Genomic DNA, 25,904 nt, shown 5'->3' with positions numbered 1-25,904 from the left:
TGGTCCTCCCCCTCCCAGAGACACCCGCATTTGAGCTTTTTTCAAAGAAAACCACATCGTTATGCTGAGTTGCGATTTTTAAGACCAGGCTGAGTCAGAGGCTATCTTTGCGGGGTGAAAAACCGCTTTGCGTTTCAGCCGCGCTACTTTTTATTCTGGCTGCTTTTTTTTGGACTGGGTCGGGCTCTCTTTTTGGGGTACGAGCATGCTGCCGCTTCACGTCTTTCGCTCGGCACGCTGGCGGCCACGTTTGGCTACGGCTTGCGGCTGGATGCTTCGGCGGCGGCCTATGTGTGCCTGATTCCTTTTCTATTGCTGGCGGTGGGCAGCCTCATTCCCCGCTTGCCCCTGCGCGGCTTGGTGAATGGTTATTCGGCGATAATTGGAACGCTGCTGGCATTGTTGATAATTGTCGACCTAGAGTTGTACCGCGCGTGGGGCTTTCGGCTCGATGACACGCCCTTGCAATACCTGAGCTCGCCGGCCGAGATGGCGGCATCGGCGGGCAGCGCGCCAGTGGCGGTGCTCCTGGCGCTGCTGGCGGGGCTGGGCCTGGGCAGCTGGGCGCTCTACAAGGTGGTGGTGGGCCGGTTGCCGGAGCTGGCGCCCTGGTTTGGGCGTGGGCGGGCGGCGCTGGCCGGCCTGCTTTACGCCGTGCTGCTGGTGGTGCCCCTGCGCGGCGGCACCCAGCAAATACCGGTGAACCAAAGCGACGTGTATTTCTCGCGCACGCCCTTTGCCAACCACGCGGCCCTGAATGCGCCCTGGAACTTTATGAGTGCCCTGGTGCTGCGGGCCGACGAGAAACCCCTCAAGCCCTTCATGGCCGATAGCACGGCCCGGCGGTTGGTGGCCGGCCTCTACCCGCTGGCCGTGGGCGCAGCCGCGCCCGCCGATTCGGCCGCCTCGGTGCTGACGACTACCCGGCCGAATGTGCTGTTTATCATCCTGGAGAGCTTTACCTCCAAGCTGGTGGGCAGCGTGGGTGGCGAAAAGGGCGTGACCCCCAGCCTGGACAGCCTGGCGCAAACGGGGGTGCTGTTCGACCACATTTACGCGGCCGGCGACCGCAGCCAGAAGGGCCTGGTGTCGCTGCTTTCGGGCTATCCCAACCAGCCCACCACAAGCATCATCAAGTTTCCGCGCAAAACGGAGAACCTGCCGCACCTGTGCCGCACGCTGAGCCTGGCAGGCTACAGCTCACGCTATTACTACGGCGGCGAGCTGGCTTTTGCCAACATGAAAAGCTACCTGCAAACGGCCGGCTACGAGCACCTCACCGAGCGGGCCGACTTTGCGGCCTCCGAGCAAAACTCGAAATGGGGGGCGCACGACGGCGTGCTTTTCAACCGCATGCTGGCCGAGCTGGGCCAGCAGCGCCAACCGTTTTTCGTGACGGCCTTCACCCTGAGCAGCCACGAGCCTTTTGACGTGCCCATGAAAACCCGGTTTCCCGGTACAACGGAAGTAGCCCAGTTCCGCAATTCGGTGTTTTACACGGATTATACCCTGGGGAAATTCCTGCAAGCGGCCCGAAAGCAGCCGTGGTACGCCAACACCCTGCTGGTACTCGTGGCCGACCACGGCCATATTCTACCGGGTAACTCGACCAACCAAAGTCCGAAGAAATTCCGGATTCCGCTGCTGCTGGCCGGGGGGGCCATCCGGCCCGAAAGCCGCGGGCGGGTGGTGCGCACCATCGGCTCGCAAACCGATGTGGCGGCCACGCTGCTGCACCAGCTGCGCCTGCCCGCGTCCAACTACGTGTGGAGCCGCGACTTGCTGGCCCCGCACGCCCGTCCGTTTGCGTTTTATACCTATAACGATGGATTTGGAGCCGTTTCGCCCGCCGGCATTGTGACCTACGACAACGTGAGCCGCCACACCTGGGAGCGCGACTACGCCGTGCCCGATGCTCAGATTCGCCTCGGCGAAGCGCTGGAACAGCTTTCGATGGAAGACTTTACCAAGCGGTAAGCCAGCCCGGTGGCACGTTCTGGCGCCCGGCCGTACCTTTGCGGGGCTATGCCTACCCCCCAATCCGTTGCCTTTTACACCCTCGGCTGCAAGCTGAACTTTTCCGAAACGTCGGCCATCGGCCGGCAGTTTGAGGAGAAGGGCTTTGAGAAAATTGCCTTCGAAGCCGGAGCCGACCTATACGTTATCAACACCTGCTCCGTGACCGACCACGCCGACCGCAAGTGCCGGAAAGTGGTTCAGCAGGCTCTCAAGCACAACCCCGAGGCGTTTGTGGCCATCGTGGGCTGCTACGCTCAACTCAAGCCGCAGGAAATCGCCACCATTCCCGGCGTGAGCGCCGTGCTGGGCGCAGCCGAGAAATTCCAGCTGGTCGATATTCTGGCTGATTTTAAGAAACCGGCCGCGGGCCAGCCGGGCGCGGTGCACGCCTCCCCCATCTCGGAAGCCACCGAGTTTGTGGCTGCGCACTCGTTCGGCGACCGCACCCGCACCTTCCTTAAGGTGCAGGACGGCTGCGACTACTCCTGCTCGTTCTGCACCATTCCGCTGGCGCGGGGCGGCAGCCGCTCGGGCAGCGTGGCCAGCGTGGTAGAGCGCGTGGAGAAGCTGGCCGAAACCGGCGTGAAAGAAATTGTGCTCACCGGCGTGAATCTGGGCGATTTTGGCCTGCAGGGCCCTGAGCGTGAGCGCCGCGAAGATTTCACCCAACTGGTGCAGGCCCTAGACGAGGTGAGTGGCATCCGCCGCTTCCGCATCAGCAGCTGCGAGCCCAACCTGCTGACCGACGAGATTCTGACCACGGTAGCCGCGTCGGAGCGATTTATGCCGCACTTCCACATCCCGCTGCAAAGCGGTTCGGACAAGATTCTCGGTCTCATGCGCCGCCGCTACCGCCGGGCGCTGTATGCTCAGCGCGTGGCCCGCATCAAGGAACTGATGCCGCACGCCTGCATTGGCGTGGATGTGATTGTGGGCTTTCCGGGCGAAACCGACGCCGATTTTCTGGATACTTACAATTTTCTAAACGAGCTGCCCATCTCCTACCTGCACGTTTTCCCCTACTCGGAACGGCCCGACACGCTGGCCCCCACCCTGCCCGGCCGCGTGCAGGACCGGGTGCGCCACGAGCGCACCACCCAGCTGCGTAGCCTCTCGGAAAAGAAAAAGCGCTACTTCTACGAGCAGCACCTGGGCCTGGAAACCGACGTGCTGTTTGAAGACGACGTGACCGATGGCCGCATGGAAGGCTTCACGCCCAACTACATCCGCGTGGCCGCCAAGTACGACCCGCTGCTGGTGGGCGAGATGAAAACGCTGCGCCTCACGGAGGTGAATGCGTTGGGTTTGATGGAAGCCGAAGAAGTGGGAATCTTCGCCTAAACCATGGCCTGCCGGGCCATGGCCAGCATCTCGCGCAACATCTGCTGCTGCTCTAATAGGTGCTGGTTGCGCATTTCGGCCATGGCCAACTGGTGTTGCAGGTGCTGGGCATGCAATGCGGCCGATATGTAAGCTTCGGGATTTGGAGCCGGAGCGGGCGCCACTGCTGCCGGGACCTGTGCGGTGGCCGCAACAGGCGCTGCTGCCTGAACCGGGGCAGGCGATGGCGGCGTGGGTGCCGGAGCCGGCTCAAGTGCCGGACTGGCAGTTGGCACGGGGGCAGTTGTGGGCTCTGGGGCAGCCGGGGTTTCAACCGCCGCGGGATGTTCCTGCGGTTGGTGGGTATGCCCGAAACCGTTCAGGGTGGGCGCAACTGCGCGGGCGGGCTGCTGGGCGGCCGTCGCCAAGGCGATGGTAGCCGCAATTTCGGCGGGCTGCAGGCGCGTACCGGCCACACCGGGGCCGGCGCGGCGGGTGCTGTGGGCTTCAATGTCGGACAAATCAATGGGCTCCAACGGCAGCTCGGTGGCAGCGGGTGCCGGGCGCGGCGCGGACCTGGCAATGGGTTCGCCGCCTACCAGCATGGGGCCGCGGCCCAGCAGCAACCAGTCCCTTGATACATTTGGGTAGACTTCAAAAACTTTGCACAGCAGGTCGTAGCCGGGCTTGTTGCGGCCGTCGATGAGGTGCTGCACCACGCTGGCGGTTTTGCCCAGCGAAATGGCAAAGCTGTTTTTGGTCAGCCCAAACTGCTGAATGAGTTCAGCAAAGCGCCGGTCAATGGTTTCGGAAGCGGGAATGGCGACCATGTTGCACAAATGAGGTTTGCGCAAATGTATAAAAACCGGCGTTGCTATTTGGTTTTGGGCTTTTTGGTGCCGGCCGCTTTTGCCAAGGGCACCAACAGGCCGCGCGGATGGATGCGCGCAAAGGGAAAAGTATAGACAGGGTCGGGCAGAAACGGAATGTCAATGCGGCTCATGCCCACGTTGTGGTACAACAGCAGGGCATGGTCATCCAGCGCAAAATCGGCGGTTTCAAGCCAGTATTTCATGTCCGAGGCACTTGCGGCCGAAGTGTCGGCGGCAGTGGGCTTCTGCTTAACCGTATTCCACTCCTCAAACCCATACAGCTGCGCCACGTGCGCGATAACGTCTGAGTCACCATAAACGGCCGCTACATCGGCTAATTCAGCCTTTAGGCGGCGGTCAATGGCCCACTCTAATCGCTGGGCAAGTTGCGCCGGTGGGTCGGCCACGAGGTCGCCCAACGTCAACCGTTTGCCTGTGCGCAGGTCAAAGGTCAGGTGTTCGGCATCCATTCTGGTCAGGCCATTATCATCCTTGGCAAACTCAAGCGAAAGCAAATAGCCTTGGTTCAGCAGTACCGTATAATCAGTGCCGGTGTAGCCAAGGCCGCCGGCCATCCAGCCTTTTGTTTCCTGGTCGTAACAACATTCCACCACCATCTGACGCACCTGCCTACGTGGGCTAGCGGTTGAATCCACGCTGCCAGTGTAGTCGACGCACTGCCGCAGCAGTTGCCGGTTGATGCGCCGGGCCACGGCTGCATTGGGGAGCCGCACCTGCGGCAACCTGAATTTTCCAACGCCGCCATCGGTCACGGTAAATACTTGAGCCAAGCTGCTTGCGGCCAGTTGCGCCCGGGCTTGCAGCGCGGCCAGCAGCAGGAACAGCTCAAGCAAGCGCGCTTTCATCAGCATCACTCCCGCCCTATTCGTAGCGCAACGAATCAATCGGGTCGAGCGCGGCGGCTTTGCTGGCTGGGTAGTAGCCCGACGACAGCCCCACGCCCACGCAAATAATCAGGCCCAACATCATCCAGCCCCACGGCACATAGAACGATTCGGACCCGATGAGCTTGGCCACACCGTTGCCGCCCAGCACGCCCAGCACGATGCCCAGCGTGCCGCCCAGCAGGCAAATCACGATGGCCTCAATCAGAAACTGCTGCCGGATTTGCACTGCCGTGGCGCCTAACGCCTTGCGAATCCCAATTTCGCGGGTGCGCTCCGTGACGGACACCAGCATGATGTTCATCAGGGCAATGCTGGCGCCCAGCAGCGTGATGAAGGCCATCACGCTGCCGCCGGCCTTCACCTTGCCCGAAATCGACTCCAGGTCGGCGGCCAGCGACTCGCTGCTTTCCACCGTGAAGCTGTCCTCCTGACCTAGGCGGTCGTGGCGCACGGCGCGCATCTTGCCCGTGGCCTGGCCCATCACGAAGGCCAGGGTGCCGGGCTTGTCGGTGGCGGTTTTGATGTCGTAGGTAAGGGCGCGCTGGCGGGGCATCTGGTTGCCGGTTTCGAGCGGCAGCAGAGCTAGGCGGTCGGCCCCGCCGCCGCCCATGCTACCGCCGCTTTTCTCCAGCAGGCCCACAATCAGGAAGCGGCGGCCCATGGCCGACACGTACTGGCCGATGGGGCTTTGCTTGGGAAACAGCTTCTGCTTGATTTCGTCGCCCACAATCAGCACGTTGGCGCCGCTGTTGAGCTCGGTTTGCGAAAATGTGCGGCCCTCGGTGAGGTTGTAGCCCTGAATTTTCAGGTAGTTTTCGTCGCCCGCGATTACCTGCATGTTGGGGTTGGTTTTGATGCCATTGGCCTTCATTTCAGTGGCGCCCGAGATGAAGGCCGACACGCCCACCTGCGCCTCGTCGCCCATGGCTTTTTTATAGAGCTTGGCCTGCAGGAAGTCGATGGGCGGGTACTGCTTGCCCTGCACGCCGCCGCGCCGGAAGCGGTTGGTGTAGCCCTTGGCGTGCAGCTCAAACGAGTTGGCCCCCAGGCTGGCGAAGGTTTCGGACAGCGAGTTTTTCATCGCGTCGATGCTGGTCAGAATGCCCACCAGCGCAAACAGCCCAATGCTCAGAATCAGGGCCGTGAGGACGGTGCGCAACAGGTTGGCGCGGATGGAGCGAAAGGCTTCGCGGACGTTTTCGAAAGGGCTCATGGCGTTTTTTTGCAGCAGGTTTTGGGCATCTGTCATCCTGAGCAGCGCGCAGGTTGACAGGCAGAGCTTGGGATGACGGACGGTGCAAATGCCGATAACCGGCCCCGCAACCGCCCAAAGTTCGGCGGCCGGCGCTTAACTTGAACCACCGCCGCCGCAACCTCGTTGCTGAGGGGCGTTTCTTTTGCTAAAATCCTATGCTGTTTAAGCGTTTTCTCCTCTTTGTGCTCTTGGCCGGGGCCGGCATGGCCGCGCCGCTGGCCGCCCGCGCTAACCACGTGTTCATTCCGATGGATAACACCCAGAAAGAGTGCCTTAAGGCCTACGGCGTGGCTTTCTGGCTGCTCCAGCGCGAGGTGCCCGTCGATTGGCTATTGAACTACCGGGGCGGCGCCTTCGCCTTCGAAACCAGTTCGGCGGCCGAGAACGAGCTGGCCGTGCGGGGCGTCACATTCCAGGTCATCAGCGAGGCCCAGTACACCGGCATTCTGCAGGAAATAGCCGACCCGAACGCCAACATGGACGTGATGAAGTTGGAGAAGGTGCCCAAAATCGCGGTGTATACGCCTAAAGGCAAGCAGCCCTGGGACGACGCCGTGACCATGGTGCTCACCTACGCCGAAATCCCCTACACCCAGATTTACGACGACGAGGTGCTGAAAGGCGAACTGCCGAAGTACGACTGGCTGCACCTGCACCACGAGGACTTTACCGGTGAATACGGCAAGTTTTACGCCACCTACCGCAACTACCCCTGGTACCAGCAGCAGGTGCGCGACGCTGAAGCTGCCGCCAAGCGCAACGGCTTCAATAAAGTGAGCGTGATGAAAGGTGCTGTGGCCACCAAGATGCAGGAATTTATTGCCGGCGGCGGCTTCCTGTTCGCCATGTGCTCGGCTACCGACAGCTACGACATTGCCCTGGCTGGTCTGGGCATCGACATGGTGGAAAGCATGTACGACGGCGACCCGGCCGACCCGGCGGCCCAATCGAAGCTCAATTTCAACCGCTGCCTGGCTTTCCAGAATTTCCAGCTGGAGCGCAACCCCATTCAGTACGAATACTCCAACATTGACATGCAGCCCAGCGAGCGGGGCCTCGGTGAGCAGAACGACTACTTCCAGCTCTTCACCTACTCGGCCAAGTACGACCCGGTACCCACCATGCTCACCCAGAACCACGAAAAAACCATCCACGGCTTCATGGGCCAGACCACGGCTTTCCGCAAAAGCCTCATCAAATCCGACGTGGTGATAATGGGCGACACCAAGCAAACCGGCGAGGCCCGCTACATCCACGGCAGCCTGGGCAAGGGCACCTGGACGTTTTACGGCGGCCACGACCCCGAGGACTACCAGCACCTCGTGGGCGAGGAACCCACCGACCTGGCCCTGCACCCCAACTCGCCCGGCTACCGGCTTATCCTGAACAACATTCTCTTCCCGGCCGCCAAAAAGAAGAAGCAAAAAACCTAAGCCGACTCGGCTGCAGGCGTAACCGAAAGCCTCACCCATGGCGGGTGAGGCTTTTTCATGGCCAGTGCTACCGGCTGGTCAGCAGCAGGCGTTGGCTTGGAAAAGGCTGCCGCTCACCGTTTTTTCTTTTATACAAGGCTTATATGAGGTTAATTTTAGAATCCACATTTACTTCCTGCCTACATGTTGATTCGCTTACGCTTATTCTTCCTGCTTTTGGCCGGTTGGCCGGCTGTTCAGGTTCGGGCGCAGGTTGCTGACACTGCTGCTGTCAGCACCGTGGCCCGGCCTGCTACCTTGGCCGGCACCAGGAAAGCGGTGTTGCTGCGCGTCGCCGTGCCGTCGGTGCTGATTGGCGTCGGGGTGCTGGCCCACAGCCCCAAAATCAACCAGACGATGTGCCAGGCCAAGCAGGATTTGCAGGCCGAAACGCAGGAGCTGTTTCGCGGCTTCAATTCCCATGGCATCGACGACTACACCCGCCACGTGCCGCTGGCCATGGCCTACGGCATGATGGCCACCGGCCATAAAGGCGAGCGCACCGCCGTGGGCTTCACCCTGATTTACCTCGTGGCGCACGAGCTGGACGAAGGCGTGGTGAGCCACCTCAAGCGCTACACGGCCGAGCCCCGCCCCTACAACCCGCAGGATTTGAGCTCTTTCCCGTCGTCGCACACCTCGCAGGCCTTCCTCACGGCTACGCTGCTGCACGAGCAGTACGGCCGCCAATACCCTTGGCTGAGCGTGAGCGGCTACGCGGTGGCCACCGCCACCGGCGCCATGCGCGTGATGGGCAACAAGCACTGGGTAACCGACGTGCTGGCCGGCGCCGCCATCGGTTTCCTCTCCGCCGAAACCGTGTGGCACGCCTACCCCGCCCTCACCAAGCTGCTGCCGCAGAAAGTAGCCCACAAGCTGCTGCTAGTGCCCAGCTACAGCCCGGCCGGCGGAGCGGGCTTTGCCATGGGGTTGCAGCTGTAGGGCTGTCAATAAAAATCGGCTGTCATCCTGAGCGCAGCGAAGGACCTTCTCACCGCTCAACGACATGCGTTCGACTGTGAGAAGGTCCTTCGCTGCGCTCAGGATGACAGATGCTCATCAAGCCAGGCTGTTCTACACGACGCTCTTTTTGCATCATTCCGGCCCCGAAGCCCGTTAGCAGTGACAGACAGGCGCCGCGCCATCATGCGGCGCCGACGTAGCATTGCCCGCATGGAGGACCTGAATCAATCGAATTACTCGCTTTCGGCCAGCCAGTCCGAGGAAGAAGCCCCCGAAGACTTCACCAACCCCCTGCCCCGCGCCGTGCTGCGCATGAACACCCACGTGCTGCTCGACGGCGAGTGGAGCTTTGCTCACGACGTGGAGGACAAAGGCCTGGAAGAAGAGTGGGCCCTGGAGCACACCTACGCGCACAAGGCCCAGTGGCCGGGCTCGGTGGAAGCCCACTTGGCGGAAGTGCGCGGCCAGCACGAAGGCGCCACCTGGCACGACAAAATAGTGGTGTGGTACGAGCGTGAATTCACCTTGCCCGAAATAGCCGAGCCCCAGCCCCGCTCGCTCATTCAGCTCACCTTTGGGGCCTGCGGCTACGAGACGCGGGTGTGGCTAAATGGACAGCCGCTGAAAACCATTGAGGGCGAGGAGGTGCACTACGGCGAATACACCTCGTTCAGCTACGAGCTGGATGCGGAAAACCTGCACCTCGTGAACCGGCTCACGGTGCGCATCGTGGACACGATGGATGCCGAAACGCCGCGCGGCAAGCAGGAGTCGCACGTGTACAAGCGCGGCGGCATCTGGTACCAGACCTACACCGGCGCCGTGCGCAGCGTGTGGCTCGAAACCGTGGAGCGCAACCGCCTGCGCTCCCGCGTGGGCGTGGTGAGCGTGGTGGAAGACCAGCTGGTGCGCTTCAACCTGACCTTGCGCATTCACGATGCGGGCAATTATACCATCCGGCTGCAGGTGTTCGACCCGACTACTACTGACCGCACCACGCCCCTGGCCGAGTCGGATTTTCCGCTTCACCTGGAGCCCGGGCAGTGGCAGCAGCGTGTGGTGCTGGAGGTGCCCGGCGCCGAGCTGTGGAGCCCCGAGGCACCCAACCGCTACCGCTTGGTGGCCCAGCTCATCGACCACGAAGGCTACGCGGCGCCCATCGAAACGCTGTTTGGGCTGCGCAAGATTGAGTCGCGCGGCCGTTACGTGTATCTCAACAACCAGCCTACCTACCTCGACGGCATCCTTTACCAGCCCGGCACGGCCACGCTGGACGAAATGCAGCGCCACATGCACGCCATGAAAGCCCTGGGCTGCAACCTGGTGCGCGTGCACATCGCCGGCGTCGACCCGCGCATCTACAACCTGGCCGATGAGCTGGGCCTGCTGCTGTGGGTGGAAGTGCCCAGCCCGCACAGCTCCACCGCGCGCAGCCGCGAAAACCACCGCGCCGAGCTGCTGCGCCTCGTCACGCTCAGCGAAACGCACCCCAGCATTGTCATTTGGAGCCTTTACAACGAAGACTGGGGCGCCCAGGACATCGCCACCAACCCCGCAACCCGCCAGTACATTGTGGAGATGTACCACTTCATGCAGATTGCCTACCCGCAGTTTCTGGTGGTGGACAACGACGGCTGGCACCACGTGTCCTACACCGGCCGCCTGAAGTCGGACCTGCTCACGGCCCACCTCTACACCCCCGACCTGGAGCGGTGGAAAGAGCTGCTCGACCGGCTGGTGGGCGGCGAGATGGAGGGCACTGCCGCCTTTCCGCTGGTGGTGGGCGACCCGTTTTTCTACCGTCGCCAGGTGCCGCTCATTGTGAGCGAATGGGGCGGTTTTGGCTTCTCCGACTACGGCGGGCCGGCCGATGCTGAAGCCCGCACCAACAGCATCCGGGCCTTCAAACAGGAGCTACGGCAGCGCCCCATTGCGGGCGACGTGTATACCCAGGCCACCAACATCGAGGACGAGCGCAACGGCCTCATCGACCCGCACACCGGCGCCCTCAGCGTGCCCGCCGGCCTGCTGGCCTCGCGGCTGATGGAACGGCTGGACTAGAGCAGCTTCCGGGTCGTGGAGCGACGCAGGGTCGCTCCTGTGCCGTTCTGCCACTCACAAGCTGGGCATTCAACGCTCAACCGATGAGCGGCCCTTCAGCGTGGCCGTGGTCGACCAGTCGGTGGGGTGGGCGGTGCTGCTCATTTGCAGGTCGCCAAGGGCAGTGCTGAGCACGGTGCTGCTGGCCGAGGCCGGAAGCACCCGCAAACCAGCGGTTTCGAGATGCTGGTGCAGGGCCGGAACTTTGGCGGCGCGGGGCACCACCAGCTTCACCACCACCACGGCGCTGTCCTGGTCGGGGCCATCCGAAAAACTGTATATTTCTACGTTTTGGGCACGAAATGCATGGTCGAGGTTCGGCATGGCGAAGGGTGGGGTAAGCGGTAAACGTATTACATTAGGATATCGTGAGCTGGTAAATATGGAAGTAATTCATCAAATTTTCATCAAGAAATTTCAATCCTTGGCTGGTTTTTTTATCTCCGCTAAAACTGCATTTTCGGCAGGCTCGAACCGGCCCGCCGCTTCCGGGGTTATCTTTGCAACCCGCCCATTCGGCGCTTAGCCTGCCCCATGACCATTACCAAAGAAGCCGTTCTCAAAGCCCTGAGCTACGTGGAAGAGCCCGACCTGGGCCAAGACCTCGTCGCGCTCAACATGATTGAGAATATCGAGATAACCGGCCTCACCGTCGCCTTCACCGTGGTGCTCACCACGCCCGCCTGCCCGCTCAAGCAGCTCATCCACGACGCCTGCGAGCGCGCCATCCACACGATGGTAGACAAGGACGCCAACGTGGTGATTACCATGACCTCGCGGGTAACCACCGGCCGCCACAACCGCGGTGACCTGCTCCCCGGCGTGAAAAACATCATCGCCATTGCCTCGGGCAAAGGCGGCGTGGGCAAAAGCACCGTGACGGCCAACCTGGCCGTGGCCCTGGCCGCTACCGGCGCCAAGGTGGGCTTGGTCGATGCCGATATTTCCGGCCCCAGCATGCCCGTCATGTTCAACGTGGAGAACGAGGCCCCGCACGTTTTTCAGGGCCCGAATGGCAAGAATCTGATTCAGCCCATCGAGAAATACGGCGTGAAATTGATGAGCATCGGCTTCCTGGCGCCGGCCGAATCGGCCATTGTGTGGCGCGGGCCCATGGCCTCGTCGGCGCTTAAGCAGTTCATCACCGAAGTAGACTGGGGCGAGCTGGATTACCTGCTGCTCGACCTGCCGCCCGGCACGTCCGACATTCACCTGACGCTGGTGCAAACCGTGCCCGTCACCGGCGCCGTTATCGTGACCACGCCGCAGAAAGTGGCGCTGGCCGATGCCCAGAAGGGTTTGCAGATGTTCCGGCAGCCGCAAATCAACGTGCCCGTGCTGGGCGTGGTGGAGAATATGGCGTGGTTTACGCCGGCCGAATTGCCCGACAGCAAGTACTATATCTTTGGCGAAGGGGGCGGCCAGCGCCTCGCCGCGCAGCACGACGTGCCGCTGCTGGGCCAGCTGCCGCTGGTGCAAAGCATCCGCGAAAACGGCGACCAGGGCCAGCCGGCCGTACTCGACCCGAAGTCGGCCGTGGGCCAGCTCTTCGCCGATTTGGCCGAAGCCGTGGCCCGGCAAGTGAGTATCCGCAACAACGTGGCGCCCAAAACGGCCGTCGTGCAGATGAATTCCTAACTACCCGTGGAAACGACAACCGCCCTCCCCACTTTCGACCATCCGCTGATGCCCCGCATCGAAGCGGCCCTCGACACCCTGCGCCCCTACCTGGCCACCGACGGCGGCAACGTGCGCGTGGCCAACATCACGCCCGAAGGCGTGCTTCAGCTGCAATGGGAAGGCGCCTGCGGAGCCTGCCCCATGTCGCCGATGACGCGCGCCGGCCTGGAGGATACCGTTAAGAAAGCCGTGCCGGAAATCACGGCCGTGGAGGCGCGTTAGGCTTCTTTTGCCGTTATTTGACTAAGCAGAACAGGACGTCATGCTGAGCGTAGCCGAAGCATCTCGCGTGTGGTAGTGACTCAATCGAGTGGTTTACTATTGCGGTAGAGATGCTTCGGCTACACTCAGCATGACGTCCTGTTTTGCCCCCATTTCCCCTCTCTTCTCCTCAACTCCCCTGCCCTCCCTGTCGCATGGCCACTTCGCCCAACTCGCCCACCCTTCGCTCCTGGATTGACATTCGCCCCGACAACGACTTTCCCATCCAGAACCTACCGTTTGGGGTGTTCGAAACCGAGGAGCGGGGGCCGCGCCTGGCGGTGGCTATTGGGGGCTACGTGCTCGATTTGTACGCCGTGAGCCAATACGGCTTTTTTGAGGACCTGACCGAGCTTGGCGACGCGCAGCCGAAGGTATTCCGGCGCCGCTCGCTCAATGCCTTTTTGCGGCTGGGGCGGCCGGCGTGGCGGGCCGTGCGCCAGCGCGTGAGCGAGTTGCTGCGCCACGACGAGCCCCGCCTGCGCGACCACGAAGAGGCCGTGCGCGCCTGCCTGCTCCGCCAAACCGAGGTGCGGATGTTGCGCCCCGTGAAGCCCGCCAACTACACCGATTTCTACAGCAGCATCGAACACGCCACCAACGTGGGCACCATGTTCCGCGACCCGGCCAACGCGCTGCTGCCCAACTGGCGCCACATCCCCATCGGCTACCACGGCCGCACCAGTAGCATCGTGGTGTCGGGCACCGACATCCGCCGGCCCAACGGCCAGCGCAAGGCGCCCGACGAAGCCGCGCCTACCTTCGGCCCCAGCCGCCAGCTAGATTTTGAGCTGGAAATGGCCTTCGTGGTGGGCACCGGCACCGAGTTGGGCAGCACCGTGCCCATCGCCGACGCCGAAAACCACATTTTCGGCCTTTGCCTTTTCAACGACTGGAGCGCCCGCGACCTGCAAAGCTGGGAATACGTGCCGCTGGGGCCGTTCCTGGGCAAGAACTTCGGCAGCAGCGTGGCGCCCTGGGTGGTCACGCTCGATGCCCTGGAGCCCTTCCGCATCGCCGGACCGGTGCAGGAGCCCGCGCCTCTGCCCTACCTCAGCCAGAGCGGCGCCCACAACTTCGATGTGCACCTCGAAGTGGCCCTCACGCCCGTCGGCGGCCCCGAAACCACCATCAGCCGCACCAATTTTGGCCTCATGTACTGGAGCATGGCCCAGCAGCTGGCCCACCACGCCTCCAACGGCTGCAACCTCGAAGCCGGCGACCTCTACGCCTCCGGCACCATCTCGGGCCCCACACCCGATTCGCTGGGCTCGATGCTGGAGTTGGCCTGGCGCGGCACCCGCCCCGTGCCCTTGGCCGACGGCTCAGAACGCAAGTTCCTGCTCGATGGCGACACGGTGACCATGCGCGGCTTTGCGGAAAAAGACGGCGTTCGGATTGGCTTTGGGGAGGTGCGCGGCACGGTGCTGCCGGCACTGTAGCCGGCAAAGACTATTTAAGCCGCGTTAGGTCAACAGTAAGTTGTCTGTACCCCAGGCTTGCGGCTTCAACCCTTTTGAGGTCAGCGCTTCTTTTAGCAGAAACACCTCCTGCTATATTAGTTAGCAAGGTATCAATCTTAGCAGGCGTTTGATAGACCAGCATTATGGTAGCCATTACTGGCTGTTGTGTCCCGACGTCTTTCACCTCAAATGATACGGAATCAGGCGAAATAACATTCATCCTCAACTGCATCTCATCCATCACAATGCAGCCATCCGGGTGGCCATCACCATAGTCAGGACGCCTTGTGATAATTCGGCTATTGTGCGCTTTTCCGTTGTAGGCAAACTCAGGAAGTTGATGATTATCAGCTATTACGCAACCTTCGAGCATGAGTAGGAAAAGGCTGAAAATATGGATACCCTTGTAGCACATGGAGGTGACAGCTTTTTGCTTAGTGCATGCGGTCGTCGCGCACCGGCAAATTGGTCACGATTTCGCCCTCGATAACGAGCAGTTCCTGCAGCCGCTCGTCCACTTGTTTGGGGTCACAATATTCCTTAGCCAAGTCGACGTAGCTCACGAAATGCGCGGCTTCCGACACCATCAGCTCGTAATAGAATTTGCTGAGCTCTTGGTCGGCAATGTTTTGCCAGAGCAGCTTGAACCGCTCGCAGCTGCGGGCTTCGATGAGAGCCGACACCAGGAGCTGGTCCATGAGCTGGCGCTCGCGGGCGCCGCCTTTGCGCACGTGGGCCAGTAGCTGCACCACGTATTCATCTTTGCGGGGGCGGCCCAGGGCGTAGCCGCGCTTGCGCAACTCCAGCAGCACCCGCTCGAAGTGGCTCCACTCCTCGGCCACGAGGTCGGTGAGTTCATCCACCAGCCGGGTTTTCTCGGGGTAGTGAATAATCATGCTGATGCCGGTGCTGGCGGCTTTTTGCTCGCACCAGGCGTGGTCAACCAGAATGTCCTCAATGTTTTTCTCGGCAATGTTCACCCAACGCGGGTCGGTGTTCAGCTTGAGCTTCAGGATGGTTTTCTCTTTCATTTGCTGGCTTTCTAATTGAAGAAATTCCACCGCACCCCGAACTGAAAACGCCGCGGGTAGCCCGTGTAGTAGGGCGTGGTGAAATAACCGTTCGAAATGATGCCTTGGTTGATGTAGGCCATTTTCAGAAACACCGACACTGCCTTGATATCGGCCGAGAAAAACACGTCGGCCACGGCGTGATTGGTGATGGTGAAATGGTCCTGCTGATAGAACTGCTGGGTGCTGGGGCTGTAATCGAACGCTTTGTAGGCCGACTGGTAATACACCTGCATCCCCACCTGGCTGAACAGCGCCTTGCGGAAGATGTAGCTCTCGTAGAACACCCGCGAGTTGGTCACCAGCTTCGGAATGCGAATGCCCGTCACGTCGCCGCCCTGCGTGTAGGTGGCTTGGTTGTCGAAGCCCACGCGCCCGAAATGCACCTGGTGGCGCGCGTGAACAATTTGCAGGTTCTTGGCCACGGTGGCCTGCTCCGGCATGCCCGCCGTGTTGTAATACACCAGATTGGTAAGGTTGACGAGGCTGGCGCTGGCCTCAAAGTGCTGCTGTGTGAAGCGGCCAAAATCGGGCAGCCGGAAGCGCAGGCGGCCGGTGAGCTGGGTGCTGCTGGTGTTGCTGAACTCGGTGGCTGTGCCCGGCAAGTGATGCCATTCGTAGTTGTTGCCCACCAGTTCCTGCTGCGTGAGCGTGGGCGAGTACGACGAGCGCAGGGCCTCTACCGACAGCGGCCCCGTGCGCACGGAGGCGCGCAGCCAGTACTCGTCAAACAGCTTGTATTCGCCGGCGGCTTCCACGGCGTAAATCTTGTGGTAGTTGAAGGCCACCGTGCCGCCCACAAACGCCTGGGTAAACGTGCGGGTAGGCGCACCCACCACCAGCGAGTCGCCGGTGGAGGCGCGCACGGGCCGGAACTGGTTCACGTAAAGCGTTTTGGTGGCCAGGCTGGCGTTGCGCAGGCGGCCATAGAGGCGGTATTCCACTACATCGGTGCGGCCCAGCACGCCGAAGGTATTTTCTACCTGCCGGAACTCGGCGCGGTCGAGAATGGCGGTGGTATTGCGCAGCACGCGCGGGTAAAAGAGCACCCGCGGATAGTATAGCTCGGCCGTGTTGAGGCGCTGCAGGGCTTGGTCGGAGTAGCTGTTGTACTGGCGCTTGGCGTCGAAGGTGTGGTAGGCGGTGAGGCCCCGGCCTAGCAGGCGGTAGGTTTGGGTGAAGTACAGCTCGTCGCGGTCCTCGGTGTTGATGGCCTTGGTGAGGTACACCCGTTCGGCGGCGTAGTTGAACAGCAGGTTGGGGGCCGACTCGCCGAGCGTGACGCTGTCGCTGCCCTGCTCGTTCAGCGCGCGCTGGGTGACCGGCCAGATGCCGCCCTGCTCCACGGCCCGGTGCCGGGCATTGCCAATGTTGAACAGCAAATGGTACCGTTCGTTCTCGGATTGCAGGCGGCCGTAGAGCATCAGGTTGGAGTGTTCCACCAGGCCCTTGCCCAAGCCGCCGCCGCTGGTGGCCAGCACCTTATTGGAGGCAATGCGCTCGTAGTTGAAGCCCACGCTGAAGTTTTTCTTCAGGCTGCGGCTGTAGTTGAACTCGAACACCTGCTCACCGGCGCCGGACTGGATGTAGCGGAAAAACGAGAACGGCGAGCGGGAGTCGTAGTACGGCACCTGACTGGCATCGTGGGCGTATTTATTGAACACGTCGCGCCCAAAACGGGCGCCCAGCTGCAGGTTGGGCTGGTAGAGCAAAGGCCGCGACGCCGTGCCCACGGCTCCCAAATCCTGCTGAAACGTGGTGTCGTGCATCCAGAACCGGTCCTGCGGAAAGTTCGTGAGCGTGGTATCGAGCGGCGTACCGCCGGTGGAGTCACGCAGCACCTCAGCCTCGTAGATGACGCGGGTAGTTTTCGGGCCATATACTGCCTTGGTGGAGTCGTCGAGCACCTGCGCATGAGCGTCGGGTGCGGCCAGCTTCAGCAGCAGCAACAGGGCCAGCAGCCGCGGCCACAGCCATAGTAATCCTCGTTGTGGGGCCTTCAAACAGGTAACGGATGCGCCGGAAGCCGGCAGGGTTAAAATCAAATCAAAGAGGAGCCAGGACGCGCATCGGGCAGTAGCAGCCGCAACTCTGCAGCGCTAGTGCCCAGGAACGCCACCCGCACCGGAATGGTATAGATGTCCAACTGCATGGCTGGTCGGCCGGCCCACAAACCAGGGTGGTCAAGGCGCGTAGCGTCCTTTTCCGTTGTAAAAATAGGCCAGCCCGGCTGCCAATGCGCCTGCAGCGCGTCGATATCCTCGCGCCGGAAGGCATGATGGTCGGGAAGCTGCTCGTGATGCCGAATGATATAGCCCTGACTTTCAAGATACTGATACAACGGCTGCGGCTGCGCAATGCCCGTCAGCAGCAGGGCCGCCCCCATCGTCGGCGTACGCGGCGAACCCGGCACTATGTCGTTTCCTACCCATTCCACCGTTGTTGCCAAAGACCGGGGTTCGGCGTACTCGTACGCCGAAAACAGTACCGGCACACCCGGCCGACTGTAGCGACCAATACGTTCCCGGATGGCCGCTTGCGCGGCTTCGCCTAAGTCGGGGTGGCATTTGGTGACGATAACGACATCGGCCCGGCCGGCGGCGCCGCGGCTTTCGCGCAGGCGCCCGGCCGGCAGCACGAAATCTTCATAAAACGGCCGCGCGTGCTCCGTCAGCAACACGTTGAGCGTGGCGCGCACGGCGCGGTGCTGGTAGGCATCATCGAGGACGACTACCGTGATTTCGGGATGGTTTTCCAATAGCAGCCGCACGCCCAGAGCGCGCTTTTCCGCCACCGCCACGGGCACGGCCAACCCAGCGAAGTGCCCGAAATACTGCCACGGCTCGTCGCCCACCGTACCGGCCGAATCGGCAGGGCCGGCCAGGCGCGGGCCGGTGGTTTGGCGGCCGTAGCCACGGCTCAGGATGGCTGGGCGGTGGCCTTGGCGCCGCAATTCTTCCACCAGCCAGATGACGTGCGGCGTTTTGCCGGTGCCGCCCACCCGCAGGTTGCCCACGCAAAGCAGTGGCACGGCAAAGACCTCCGATTTCTTCCAGCCCACGTCATACAACCAGTTGCGCACGGCCATCACGCCGGCGTAGAGCCAGGAAAACGGCAGCAGCAAAAATACCAGCAAACGGGCCATAAGCCCCCAAAAGTACGGCGGGTTTGGCCGGCACCCGGCGCGTACTTTTGGCCTATGTCTACCCCGGCCGACCGTCTGCTGCATTTCCTGACCACCTTCCACCTGCCCCAGTCCCTGCCCGCCGGCGTGGAAGCCCTCAGCCCCTTCCGCGAGCCGCCGGTGCGGGAACTGCTCACGCGCTTCGCTGAAAAATTTTATGCCGACAGCCAGCCCCGGGTGGCCCTGTTGGGCATCAACCCTGGCCGCCTGGGCATGGGCCGCACCGGCGTGGCCTTCACCGACCCGGCCGCGCTGGCCGAGCACTGCGGCATCGCCAACGACCTGCCGCGCGGCCGCCCCGAAACCTCCACCCAGTTCGTTTATAAAGTCGTCAACGCGATGGGCGGCCCGGCCGAGTTCTACCAACATTTTTACGTCGGCTCGCTCTATCCGCTGGTGCTGCTCAAAAACGGGCTCAACTACAATTACTACGACTCGCCGGCCCTCGTCAAAGCCCTGTGGCCGGATATTCAGCTTTCGCTGCGCCAGCAGGTAGCAGAACTGGGCCTGCGCCGCGACGTAGCCGTGAGCTTGGGCAAGCGCAATGGCGAGTACTTCAAGCGCCTGAACGCCGAGTTGGGCTTATTCGCTGAAATCATCGTTCTCGACCACCCGCGCTACCTTATGCAGTACCGCAGCCGCGACGAAGCCGCCAACGTGGCCCACTACGTGGAGGCCCTGGGCGGCTTAATCAGGGAATAATGTCCGTCATGCAGAGCGTAGCGAAGCATCTCGCCTGCCGCCACTAATTCTTTTGATTGCGTTGCGCAAGCGAGATGCTTTGTTGCGCTCTGCATGAATTTCTTGCTTCGTCCTTATTTCCCTAAAAAACATGCCCACCGTTCAAGACCTCGCCCGCCTGCTCGAAGCCGCCGCCCCCCTCGCCTACCAGGAAAGCTACGACAACGCCGGCCTGCAATGCGGCAGCCCGCAGACCGAAATCACCGGCGTGCTCATCACTTTGGATTGCACACCCGCCGTGTTAGCTGAGGCCGTGCGGCGCGGCTGCAACGTGGTGGTGGCCCACCACCCGGTCATTTTCCGCCCGCTCAAACGCCTCACCGGCGCCAACGAAGTAGAGCAAACCATCATTGCTGCCCTTAAAAACGACGTGGCCATCTACGCCGCCCACACCAACCTCGACAATGTGCGCGGCGGCGTGAACGATAAATTAGCCGAGAAATTAGGTCTGCTGAAAACCCGCGTGCTGGCTCCGCAAAGCGGCCTGCTGGCCCGCCTCATTACCTACGTGCCCAACCGGCCCGAAGACCAGCAGGCCGATGTGGCCGGCCGCGTACTGGCCGCCCTTTACGCCGCCGGTGCCGGCCAAGTGGGCCAGTATTCGGCCTGCAGCTTCCAGGCCGAAGGTACGGGCACCTTCACGCCCGGCGCCGGCACGCAGCCGGCCATCGGCGCCGAAAACCAGCCCGAAACTGTGCCCGAGAAGCGACTCGAAGTGCTGCTGCCGTTGCACCGGCAGGCGGCTGTGCTGCGGGCTTTGCGCGCCGCACATCCTTACGAAGAAGTTGCTTATGAACTCATTAAACTGGAAAACGTGCACCAGGAAGTGGGTGCCGGCCTGGTGGGCGAGCTGCCGGAAGCCCTAGACCCGGCCACGTTTCGGCACCTGCTAAAGCAGCAGCTGCTGGTGCCCGTGGTGCGCCATACGGCGTTTGAGAACCCCATCAAAACAGTGGCTATATGCGGCGGCGCGGGGGCGTTTCTCATTGGCGCGGCGCGGGCCAGCGGGGCCGATGCCTACGTGACCGGCGATGTGAAATACCATGAGTTTTTTGGAGCCGAAGGCCAGCTCATGCTCTGCGACGTGGGCCATTTTGAGAGCGAACAGTTCACCAGCGAGGTATTCCGGGATTTGCTAACGGCCGGATTTGGACGTACTTTTGCGGTCTTAATCGCTGAAACCCCTACGAACCCCGTTCAATATGACTGCTAAAAGTGCCGCCGTGGCTCCCGCCGACGTTCCCGTAGCCGCCAAGCTCGAAGCCCTGCTCACCCTGCAGCACCTCGACTCGCAGCTCGATGAAATCCGGCGCGTGCGCGGCGATTTGCCCGAGGAAGTGCGGGATTTGGAAGACGAAATCGCGGGCTACGAAGTGCGCGTGAAGAAATTCGACGAAGACATTCAGGGCCTCAACGACTTCATCAAGAGCCGCAAGCAGGCCAGCAAAGACGCCGAGTCGCTCATCAAAAAGTACGACGAGCAGCAGCAGAACGTGCGCAACAACCGCGAGTTCGAGGCCATTGCCAAGGAAATCGAGCTGCAGCGCCTGGAAATCCAGATTGCCGACAAGAAAATCAAGGAAGCCCAGTACCAGATTGACGTGAAGAATGCCGAAATCAGCGGCACCAAGTCGAAGCTGGACGAGCGTCGCAAGGACCTCGACAACAAGAAATCGGAACTCGACACCATCGTGGGCGAGAACGAGGAGGAGGAGCGCACCATCATGGCCCAGCGCGAGGAAGCCACCAAGCCGGTGGAAGACCGCCTGCTGACGGCCTACACCCGCATCCGCGGCAACGTGCGCAACGGCCTGGCCGTGGTGCTGGTGCGCCGCGACGCCTGCGGCGGCTGCTTCAACACGGTGCCGCCCCAGCGCCAGGCCGACATCATCTCGCACAAGAAAATCATCGTGTGCGAGCACTGTGGTCGCATTCTGGCCGACGTGGAGGCCCGCATCGCCTAAGCTCAACTAGCCAGCAACTCAGAAATCTGATTTACTGACTGAAAGCGTAAAGAAAGGAACGGCCCGGTGTCGTTCCTTTTTTTATTTATCAAGCCCAACATGGCATTTCTGGCCAACGTTTTTCACTGCTTAGCAAAGGTGCACCGTTCGGCGGCCGGGCGCGCAGGGCGGGTGGCTGGATGCGTGCTTTTGCTAAGCGGTGCCACCGATGCCGTACCAGCGGCTGGCCGCCCGGCACAGCCCACCGAAGCCACCGTTGCCCCGGGCGAGCTCACGCCCAGCAGTCGCCGGGCCTATGCCGAGGTGCTGAAGCTGCGCCTAGGGCCGGCGCGCGAACTGCTCCGGCCCGAGTTGGCCAGCACGCCCACGGCGCCCGCGCCTTTGCTGGTGGCCAACTGCATCGACTTTGCCGACCTGCTGCTCAGCCAGGACGCCGCTCGCTACGACGCCCTTGAAAGCGCCCAGGAAGCCCGCCTGACGGCCCTGGACAAGGCGCCGGCCAGCGCCCTGCGCGACTACGCCCGGGCCGAAATCACCCTGCACCTGGGCCTTTGCCAGCTGCTGTTTAAGCACCTGGTGATGGGCGGCTACCACTTGCGGAGCGGCTACCGCCAGATGCAGGATGTGGTGAAGCATTACCCGGCGTTTTTGCCAGCGCGCAAAACCCTGGGTATCTGTCAGTTTGCCATAGGCTCTTTGCCCGAGGGCTACCACTGGCTGCTGAGCTTACTTGGCCTGACGGCCAGCTCCAGTGAGGGCCTGAAAAACCTGGCGCTGGCGGCCGCGCAGCCCCACGACTTCCAGACCGAAAGCCAGATTTACCTGAGTTTGATTCGGGAGAGCTACTACAAAAAGCCCGAAGAAGCCCTGCACCTGGCGGAGCGCCTGCATGCCCAGCAGCCTGACAACCTGCTGATTTCCTACCTGCTCATCAGCATCAACAAGCGCCAGCACCACGGCGAGGCGGCCCTGGCCGCCTACCGCGCCCGCCCCACCGGCCCGGCATACACCCCCGTGCCCTACCTGCGCCACATGGCCGCCGACCTACTGCTCTACAAAGGCGACTATGATGACTCGGAGCGCGAAAACCTGGCGTTTCTGCGCGAGTACAAGGGCCTGCACTACCGCAAGGATGCGGCCTTTAAGCTCTACCTGGCGGCGTGGCTGGGCGGGGCGCCAGCGGCAGCTGTGGCCCGCTACCGCGCCCAAATCAACCAGCCCGGCCCCACCGATGTGGAGGAAGACAACTATGCCCAGCACTATTACCACGAAGCCGTGGCGCTGAACCCCATCCTCACCCGCGCCCGCCTGCAAACCGACGGCGGCTACAACCAACAGGCCCTAAGCACCTTGCGCAGCTTCCACAGCACGCCTGCAACCCTCTGGCGCGACCGCATTGAGGAACCCTACCGCCGGGCCCGCGCCTTCCAAGGCCTCGGCCGGCTTGATTCAGCCTGGTATTACTTCGAGCGCACCCAAACCGTGGCTGGCCCGAAAGCACCCTACTACTTTGCCCCCCAGGCCGCGCTGCAGCAGGGATACCTGGCCCAGGAAGCCGGGAAAAAGGCGCAGGCGCGGTTCTACTTTGAAAAGGCCCTGCACTACCCCTGGCACGAATACAAAAACAGCACCGATGCCAAGGCCACGCTTGCGTTGCGCGAATTGAAATGAGCTGGCCGAACGGCCTTTAGAAGGATTGATTATTTGAACATTGCGCGGTGATTTCGAGCCCTCTGGTTATTCCCCTTGCCGACCTGCCCGCCGACTTTCGGGTCCGGGCCCTGCACTGGGGCGCGCAGTTCCCGCTTTGTACCTACTTTGAGCACAACGACCTGACCTACCCGCAAGGCCCGTTTCGGCGCCTGCTAGCGGTGGCACCGGCGGAGGCAACAACCGTCGATTCGCTGGCGGAATTGGGGTGCACAACGGCGGCGCCGGCGCTACGCTGCGGTTTCATCAGCTACGATGTCAAGAATGATATTGAAGCCTTGTCTAGTCAGAACTTCAACGGCATGGACTGGCCGGAGCTGTCCTTCTTCGTTCCTCAAATTTGGTTGATTTGGCAGAGCGAAACGATTGAAATCCATGGGTTAACCGCAAACGTATTAAACCAGATTCTGGCCTACCCCATCCCGGTTTCTTCGGCACCACAGGTGCCGGTGCTGCGGCCCCGGATGGGCAGGGCCGACTACCTGCGCGCTGTCGAGGCCATTCGGACGGACATCCTCAACGGCGAGGTTTACGAGTTGAACCTGTGCCAGGAGTTCTACGCTGAAAACGTTGCCCTGCCGCCCGTCGATACGTTCTGGCGGCTGATGGCGGCCTCGCCCGCGCCCTTCGCGGGTTTTGTGCGCTGGCACGACCAGTTCCTGCTCTGTGCCTCGCCGGAGCGGTTTTTGGCGCGCCAGGGCTCCCGCATCCGCTCGCAGCCCATCAAGGGCACCATCCGCCGCGGCAGCACCCCGGCCGAGGACGCTCAGCAACGGGAGCAGCTGTTGAACGACGAAAAGGAGCGCGCCGAAAACCTGATGATTGTAGATTTGGTGCGCAACGACCTCGCCCGCGTGGCCCAAACCGGCACGGTGCGCGTACCAGAACTCTTTGGCCTCTACCCTTTTCGCCATCTCTGGCAAATGATTTCGACCGTCGAAGCCGAACTGGCTGCCGGCACAGGGCTGCCGGAAATACTTCGCGCTACTTTCCCGATGGGTTCGATGACGGGCGCGCCAAAAATCCGGGCCATGCAGCTCATCGAACACTACGAATGCACCCGGCGTGGCCTCTACAGCGGCAGCATCGGCTATGTATGGCCCAATGGCGACTTCGATTTTAATGTCGTCATCCGCTCGCTCCAATACCGGCAGGATACCGGCTACCTCAGCTTCGAAGTCGGCTCGGCCATTACCTACGACTCTGACCCGGAGCGGGAGTATGAGGAATGCCTGCTGAAAGCCAAGGCGTTGCTGGAAGTGCTGAATTCAGTTATCGGGGAGCTCTAAGCAGCTGCCATCCTGAGCGTGGCGAAGGACCTTGCTACGTTGTCCGTTGATTCTAATGTGATAAGGTCCTTCGTTGCACTCAGGATGACAAACCCAGCCAGCCATTATCCCCTGCCATTCTGTCATTTTACATCCGGTTGCCGTATCTTTGTCCTCCGCCGAAAAGCGTTTAGAATATGGCCCAGCCCCTGTTAACCTTAGATTTTTTAGATAAAGCCGCTCCTACCGCCGAGGCCACGCCCAGCGGCGAGGTGCGCGTAACGGCTGCCACCCGCACCGGCCGCCAGCGCAAGCTCTACATTGAGAGCTACGGCTGCCAGATGAACTTCTCGGACTCCGAAATCGTGTCGAGCATTCTGTTTGATGAAGGTTTCGATACCACCGACGACCTCGCCAACGCCGACCTCGTGTTGCTCAACACCTGCTCCATTCGCGAGAAGGCCGAGCAAACGGTGCGCATGCGCCTCAAGCAGATTAATTCGCACAAGAAGCGCAAGCCTGGGATGCTCGTGGGTGTGCTCGGCTGCATGGCTGAGCGCCTGAAAAGCAAGTTTTTGGAGGAAGAGAAAATTGTGGACCTCGTGGTGGGCCCCGATGCCTACCGCGACCTGCCCGGCCTCATTAGCCAGGTAGATAGTGGCCAGAAAGGCGTGAACGTGCTGTTGAGCCGCGAAGAAACTTACGCCGACATCACGCCCGTGCGCCTGAACTCGAACGGCGTGTCGGCCTTCATCAGCATCATGCGCGGCTGCGACAACATGTGCTCGTTCTGCGTGGTGCCTTTCACCCGCGGGCGCGAACGCAGCCGCGACGCCCACAGCATCATTCAGGAAGCCAGCGCCTTAGTAGCGGCCGGCTACAAGGAAGTGACTCTGCTGGGCCAGAACGTTGACTCCTACAAGTGGGCTTCGGCCGACGGCCTGGAGCACGTCAACTTCGCCCAGCTGCTGGAGCGCGTAGCCCTCATCAGCCCCGAGCTGCGGGTGCGCTTCTCCACCTCACACCCCAAGGACATCACCGACGAGGTGCTGCACACCATGGCGCGCCACGACAACATCTGCAAGTACATCCACCTGCCGGCCCAGAGCGGCAACTCCCGCGTGCTGGCCCTCATGAACCGCACCTACGACCGGCCCTGGTACGAGGAGCGGGTGCGCGCCATCCGCCGCATTCTGGGCGAGGACTGCGCCATCTCGACTGACATGATTTCGGGTTTCTGCTCCGAAACCGAGGAGGAGCACCAGGATTCCCTGAGCCTGCTCGACTTGGTGAAATACGACATGGCCTACAACTTCTTCTACTCGGAGCGCCCCGGCACGCTGGCCGCCCGCAAGCTCGAAGACGATATTCCGCTGGAAACCAAGAAGCGCCGCTTACAGGAAATCATTGATTTGCAGCAAGTGCATGCCCGCGCCCGCTACGCCCGCATGGTGGGCAGGGTGCACCAGGTGCTGGTGGAAGGGCCATCCAAACGCTCGGCCGAGCACCTGAGTGGCCGCAACGACCAGAACCAGGTCGTCATATTCCCCAAAGGCAGCGCCCGGAAAGGTGATTACGTGAACGTGTTGGCTACCAGCACGACCGGCGCGGCACTGCTGGGCGAGATGGTGTAGCAACGCGCCAAGGCGCACTC

General features: G+C 61.8%; 22 protein-coding genes. 14 read left to right on the top strand and 8 right to left on the bottom strand.

The annotated features are described in order from the left end of the window. The first annotated feature begins 192 nt into the window (after positions 1–192). Together Q4S41_RS12215 and mtaB are read left to right on the top strand one after the other, a co-directional pair. Positions 193–1,977, top strand: a complete 1,785-nt coding sequence (locus Q4S41_RS12215) for an LTA synthase family protein (protein ID WP_305031403.1) — start codon at positions 193–195, stop codon at positions 1,975–1,977. Between the two features lie 48 nt (positions 1,978–2,025). Next, on the top strand, positions 2,026–3,360 hold the full coding sequence (gene mtaB / locus Q4S41_RS12210; RefSeq protein WP_305031402.1) for a tRNA (N(6)-L-threonylcarbamoyladenosine(37)-C(2))-methylthiotransferase MtaB: 1,335 nt from the start codon (positions 2,026–2,028) through the stop codon (positions 3,358–3,360). On the opposite strand, the gene Q4S41_RS12205 is transcribed toward mtaB, so the two are convergent. The 3 genes from Q4S41_RS12205 to Q4S41_RS12195 are packed head-to-tail and all read right to left on the bottom strand — an operon-like array spanning position 3,357 to position 6,368. Next, positions 3,357–4,169 carry a hypothetical protein gene (locus tag Q4S41_RS12205; RefSeq protein WP_305031401.1) on the bottom strand — a complete coding sequence of 271 codons (813 nt, stop codon included), beginning with the start codon at positions 4,167–4,169 and terminating at the stop codon, positions 3,357–3,359. The two genes, mtaB and Q4S41_RS12205, sit on opposite strands and share 4 nt — an antisense overlap. A 44-nt stretch (positions 4,170–4,213) precedes the next feature. After that, positions 4,214–5,065 carry a hypothetical protein gene (locus tag Q4S41_RS12200; protein WP_305031400.1) on the bottom strand — a complete coding sequence of 284 codons (852 nt, stop codon included), beginning with the start codon at positions 5,063–5,065 and terminating at the stop codon, positions 4,214–4,216. Positions 5,066–5,093: 28 nt separating this feature from the next. Beyond that, a complete protein-coding gene (locus tag Q4S41_RS12195) occupies positions 5,094–6,368 on the bottom strand; it encodes an ABC transporter permease (RefSeq protein ID WP_305031399.1) in 1,275 nt (424 codons plus the stop codon). Positions 6,369–6,529: 161 nt separating this feature from the next. Between Q4S41_RS12195 and Q4S41_RS12190 the strand changes: the two genes are divergently transcribed. The 3 genes from Q4S41_RS12190 (at position 6,530) to Q4S41_RS12180 (ending at position 10,870) form a co-directional block, all read left to right on the top strand. After that, entirely contained in the window at positions 6,530–7,807 is a 1,278-nt protein-coding gene (locus Q4S41_RS12190) for an asparagine synthetase B (protein ID WP_369811291.1), read from the top strand. A 183-nt stretch (positions 7,808–7,990) separates the two neighbouring features. After that, positions 7,991–8,788 (top strand): phosphatase PAP2 family protein, encoded by a 798-nt coding sequence (locus Q4S41_RS12185; RefSeq protein ID WP_305031398.1) that lies wholly within the window; start codon positions 7,991–7,993, stop codon positions 8,786–8,788. A gap of 231 nt (positions 8,789–9,019) precedes the next feature. Further along, positions 9,020–10,870, top strand: a complete 1,851-nt coding sequence (locus tag Q4S41_RS12180) for a glycoside hydrolase family 2 TIM barrel-domain containing protein (RefSeq protein WP_305031397.1) — start codon at positions 9,020–9,022, stop codon at positions 10,868–10,870. Positions 10,871–10,939: 69 nt separating this feature from the next. On the opposite strand, the gene Q4S41_RS12175 is transcribed toward Q4S41_RS12180, so the two are convergent. Then, positions 10,940–11,233 (bottom strand): hypothetical protein, encoded by a 294-nt coding sequence (locus Q4S41_RS12175; protein ID WP_305031396.1) that lies wholly within the window; start codon positions 11,231–11,233, stop codon positions 10,940–10,942. A 210-nt stretch (positions 11,234–11,443) separates the two neighbouring features. On the opposite strand from Q4S41_RS12175, the gene Q4S41_RS12170 reads away from it, so the two are divergent. The 3 genes from Q4S41_RS12170 (at position 11,444) to fahA (ending at position 14,292) form a co-directional block, all read left to right on the top strand. Beyond that, positions 11,444–12,547, top strand: coding sequence for an Mrp/NBP35 family ATP-binding protein (locus Q4S41_RS12170; protein ID WP_305031395.1), 1,104 nt, complete (start codon positions 11,444–11,446; stop codon positions 12,545–12,547). Positions 12,548–12,595: 48 nt separating this feature from the next. Beyond that, positions 12,596–12,811 carry a NifU family protein gene (locus Q4S41_RS12165; RefSeq protein ID WP_305014419.1) on the top strand — a complete coding sequence of 72 codons (216 nt, stop codon included), beginning with the start codon at positions 12,596–12,598 and terminating at the stop codon, positions 12,809–12,811. A gap of 194 nt (positions 12,812–13,005) precedes the next feature. Then, positions 13,006–14,292 carry a fumarylacetoacetase gene (gene fahA, locus Q4S41_RS12160; RefSeq protein WP_305031394.1) on the top strand — a complete coding sequence of 429 codons (1,287 nt, stop codon included), beginning with the start codon at positions 13,006–13,008 and terminating at the stop codon, positions 14,290–14,292. Positions 14,293–14,302: 10 nt separating this feature from the next. Here fahA and Q4S41_RS12155 read toward each other — a convergent pair whose 3' ends face one another. The 4 genes from Q4S41_RS12155 to lpxK form a co-directional block, all read right to left on the bottom strand. Further along, complete coding sequence (locus Q4S41_RS12155) at positions 14,303–14,686, bottom strand: hypothetical protein (protein WP_305031393.1); 384 nt, start codon at positions 14,684–14,686, stop codon at positions 14,303–14,305. A 61-nt stretch (positions 14,687–14,747) separates the two neighbouring features. Beyond that, entirely contained in the window at positions 14,748–15,344 is a 597-nt protein-coding gene (gene miaE / locus Q4S41_RS12150; protein ID WP_243512896.1) for a tRNA-(ms[2]io[6]A)-hydroxylase, read from the bottom strand. A gap of 11 nt (positions 15,345–15,355) precedes the next feature. Further along, positions 15,356–17,428 carry a putative porin gene (locus tag Q4S41_RS12145; protein ID WP_305031392.1) on the bottom strand — a complete coding sequence of 691 codons (2,073 nt, stop codon included), beginning with the start codon at positions 17,426–17,428 and terminating at the stop codon, positions 15,356–15,358. Next, the gene (lpxK, locus tag Q4S41_RS12140) at positions 17,425–18,528 is read right to left on the bottom strand and encodes a tetraacyldisaccharide 4'-kinase (RefSeq protein ID WP_305031391.1); all 1,104 of its coding nucleotides are present in this window, start codon (positions 18,526–18,528) and stop codon (positions 17,425–17,427) included. Before lpxK ends, Q4S41_RS12145 begins: the two co-directional genes overlap by 4 nt. Positions 18,529–18,582: 54 nt before the next feature. Between lpxK and Q4S41_RS12135 the strand changes: the two genes are divergently transcribed. The 6 genes from Q4S41_RS12135 to miaB all read left to right on the top strand — a co-directional run bounded on the left by Q4S41_RS12135 (position 18,583) and on the right by miaB (position 25,884). Then, a complete protein-coding gene (locus tag Q4S41_RS12135) occupies positions 18,583–19,269 on the top strand; it encodes a uracil-DNA glycosylase family protein (RefSeq protein WP_305031390.1) in 687 nt (228 codons plus the stop codon). Between the two features lie 130 nt (positions 19,270–19,399). Continuing rightward, positions 19,400–20,521, top strand: a complete 1,122-nt coding sequence (locus tag Q4S41_RS12130) for a Nif3-like dinuclear metal center hexameric protein (RefSeq protein WP_305031389.1) — start codon at positions 19,400–19,402, stop codon at positions 20,519–20,521. Further along, positions 20,511–21,272, top strand: coding sequence for a zinc ribbon domain-containing protein (locus Q4S41_RS12125; protein WP_305031388.1), 762 nt, complete (start codon positions 20,511–20,513; stop codon positions 21,270–21,272). The genes Q4S41_RS12130 and Q4S41_RS12125 overlap by 11 nt, the downstream gene beginning before the upstream one ends. Positions 21,273–21,455: 183 nt before the next feature. Further along, positions 21,456–22,943 carry a DUF3808 domain-containing protein gene (locus Q4S41_RS12120; protein WP_305031387.1) on the top strand — a complete coding sequence of 496 codons (1,488 nt, stop codon included), beginning with the start codon at positions 21,456–21,458 and terminating at the stop codon, positions 22,941–22,943. 47 nt (positions 22,944–22,990) lie between these two features. Further along, positions 22,991–24,271, top strand: a complete 1,281-nt coding sequence (locus tag Q4S41_RS12115; protein ID WP_305031386.1) for an anthranilate synthase component I family protein — start codon at positions 22,991–22,993, stop codon at positions 24,269–24,271. A 176-nt stretch (positions 24,272–24,447) separates the two neighbouring features. Then, positions 24,448–25,884: a tRNA (N6-isopentenyl adenosine(37)-C2)-methylthiotransferase MiaB gene (gene miaB, locus Q4S41_RS12110; RefSeq protein WP_305031385.1), complete on the top strand. Its 1,437-nt coding sequence runs from the start codon at positions 24,448–24,450 to the stop codon at positions 25,882–25,884. Positions 25,885–25,904 lie beyond the last annotated feature (20 nt).

Origin of the sequence: Hymenobacter convexus (genome assembly GCF_030580955.1) — a bacterium.
GTDB lineage: Bacteria > Bacteroidota > Bacteroidia > Cytophagales > Hymenobacteraceae > Hymenobacter.
The sequence above is the reverse complement of the archived record's forward strand: the minus strand, read 5'-3'. Positions and strand labels throughout refer to the sequence as shown.

Coding starts and splice junctions, on each gene's coding strand:
- Q4S41_RS12185 (WP_305031398.1), top strand. CDS start 7,991: ATGTTGATTCGCTTACGCTTATTCTTCCTGCTTTTGGCCGGTTGGCCG.
- Q4S41_RS12180 (WP_305031397.1), top strand. CDS start 9,020: ATGGAGGACCTGAATCAATCGAATTACTCGCTTTCGGCCAGCCAGTCC.
- Q4S41_RS12125 (WP_305031388.1), top strand. CDS start 20,511: ATGACTGCTAAAAGTGCCGCCGTGGCTCCCGCCGACGTTCCCGTAGCC.
- Q4S41_RS12190 (WP_369811291.1), top strand. CDS start 6,530: ATGCTGTTTAAGCGTTTTCTCCTCTTTGTGCTCTTGGCCGGGGCCGGC.
- Q4S41_RS12195 (WP_305031399.1), bottom strand. CDS start 6,368: ATGACAGATGCCCAAAACCTGCTGCAAAAAAACGCCATGAGCCCTTTC.
- Q4S41_RS12175 (WP_305031396.1), bottom strand. CDS start 11,233: ATGCCGAACCTCGACCATGCATTTCGTGCCCAAAACGTAGAAATATAC.
- fahA (WP_305031394.1), top strand. CDS start 13,006: ATGGCCACTTCGCCCAACTCGCCCACCCTTCGCTCCTGGATTGACATT.
- miaB (WP_305031385.1), top strand. CDS start 24,448: ATGGCCCAGCCCCTGTTAACCTTAGATTTTTTAGATAAAGCCGCTCCT.
- Q4S41_RS12155 (WP_305031393.1), bottom strand. CDS start 14,686: ATGCTCGAAGGTTGCGTAATAGCTGATAATCATCAACTTCCTGAGTTT.
- miaE (WP_243512896.1), bottom strand. CDS start 15,344: ATGAAAGAGAAAACCATCCTGAAGCTCAAGCTGAACACCGACCCGCGT.
- lpxK (WP_305031391.1), bottom strand. CDS start 18,528: ATGGCCCGTTTGCTGGTATTTTTGCTGCTGCCGTTTTCCTGGCTCTAC.
- Q4S41_RS12135 (WP_305031390.1), top strand. CDS start 18,583: ATGTCTACCCCGGCCGACCGTCTGCTGCATTTCCTGACCACCTTCCAC.
- mtaB (WP_305031402.1), top strand. CDS start 2,026: ATGCCTACCCCCCAATCCGTTGCCTTTTACACCCTCGGCTGCAAGCTG.
- Q4S41_RS12205 (WP_305031401.1), bottom strand. CDS start 4,169: ATGGTCGCCATTCCCGCTTCCGAAACCATTGACCGGCGCTTTGCTGAA.
- Q4S41_RS12170 (WP_305031395.1), top strand. CDS start 11,444: ATGACCATTACCAAAGAAGCCGTTCTCAAAGCCCTGAGCTACGTGGAA.
- Q4S41_RS12165 (WP_305014419.1), top strand. CDS start 12,596: ATGCCCCGCATCGAAGCGGCCCTCGACACCCTGCGCCCCTACCTGGCC.
- Q4S41_RS12130 (WP_305031389.1), top strand. CDS start 19,400: ATGCCCACCGTTCAAGACCTCGCCCGCCTGCTCGAAGCCGCCGCCCCC.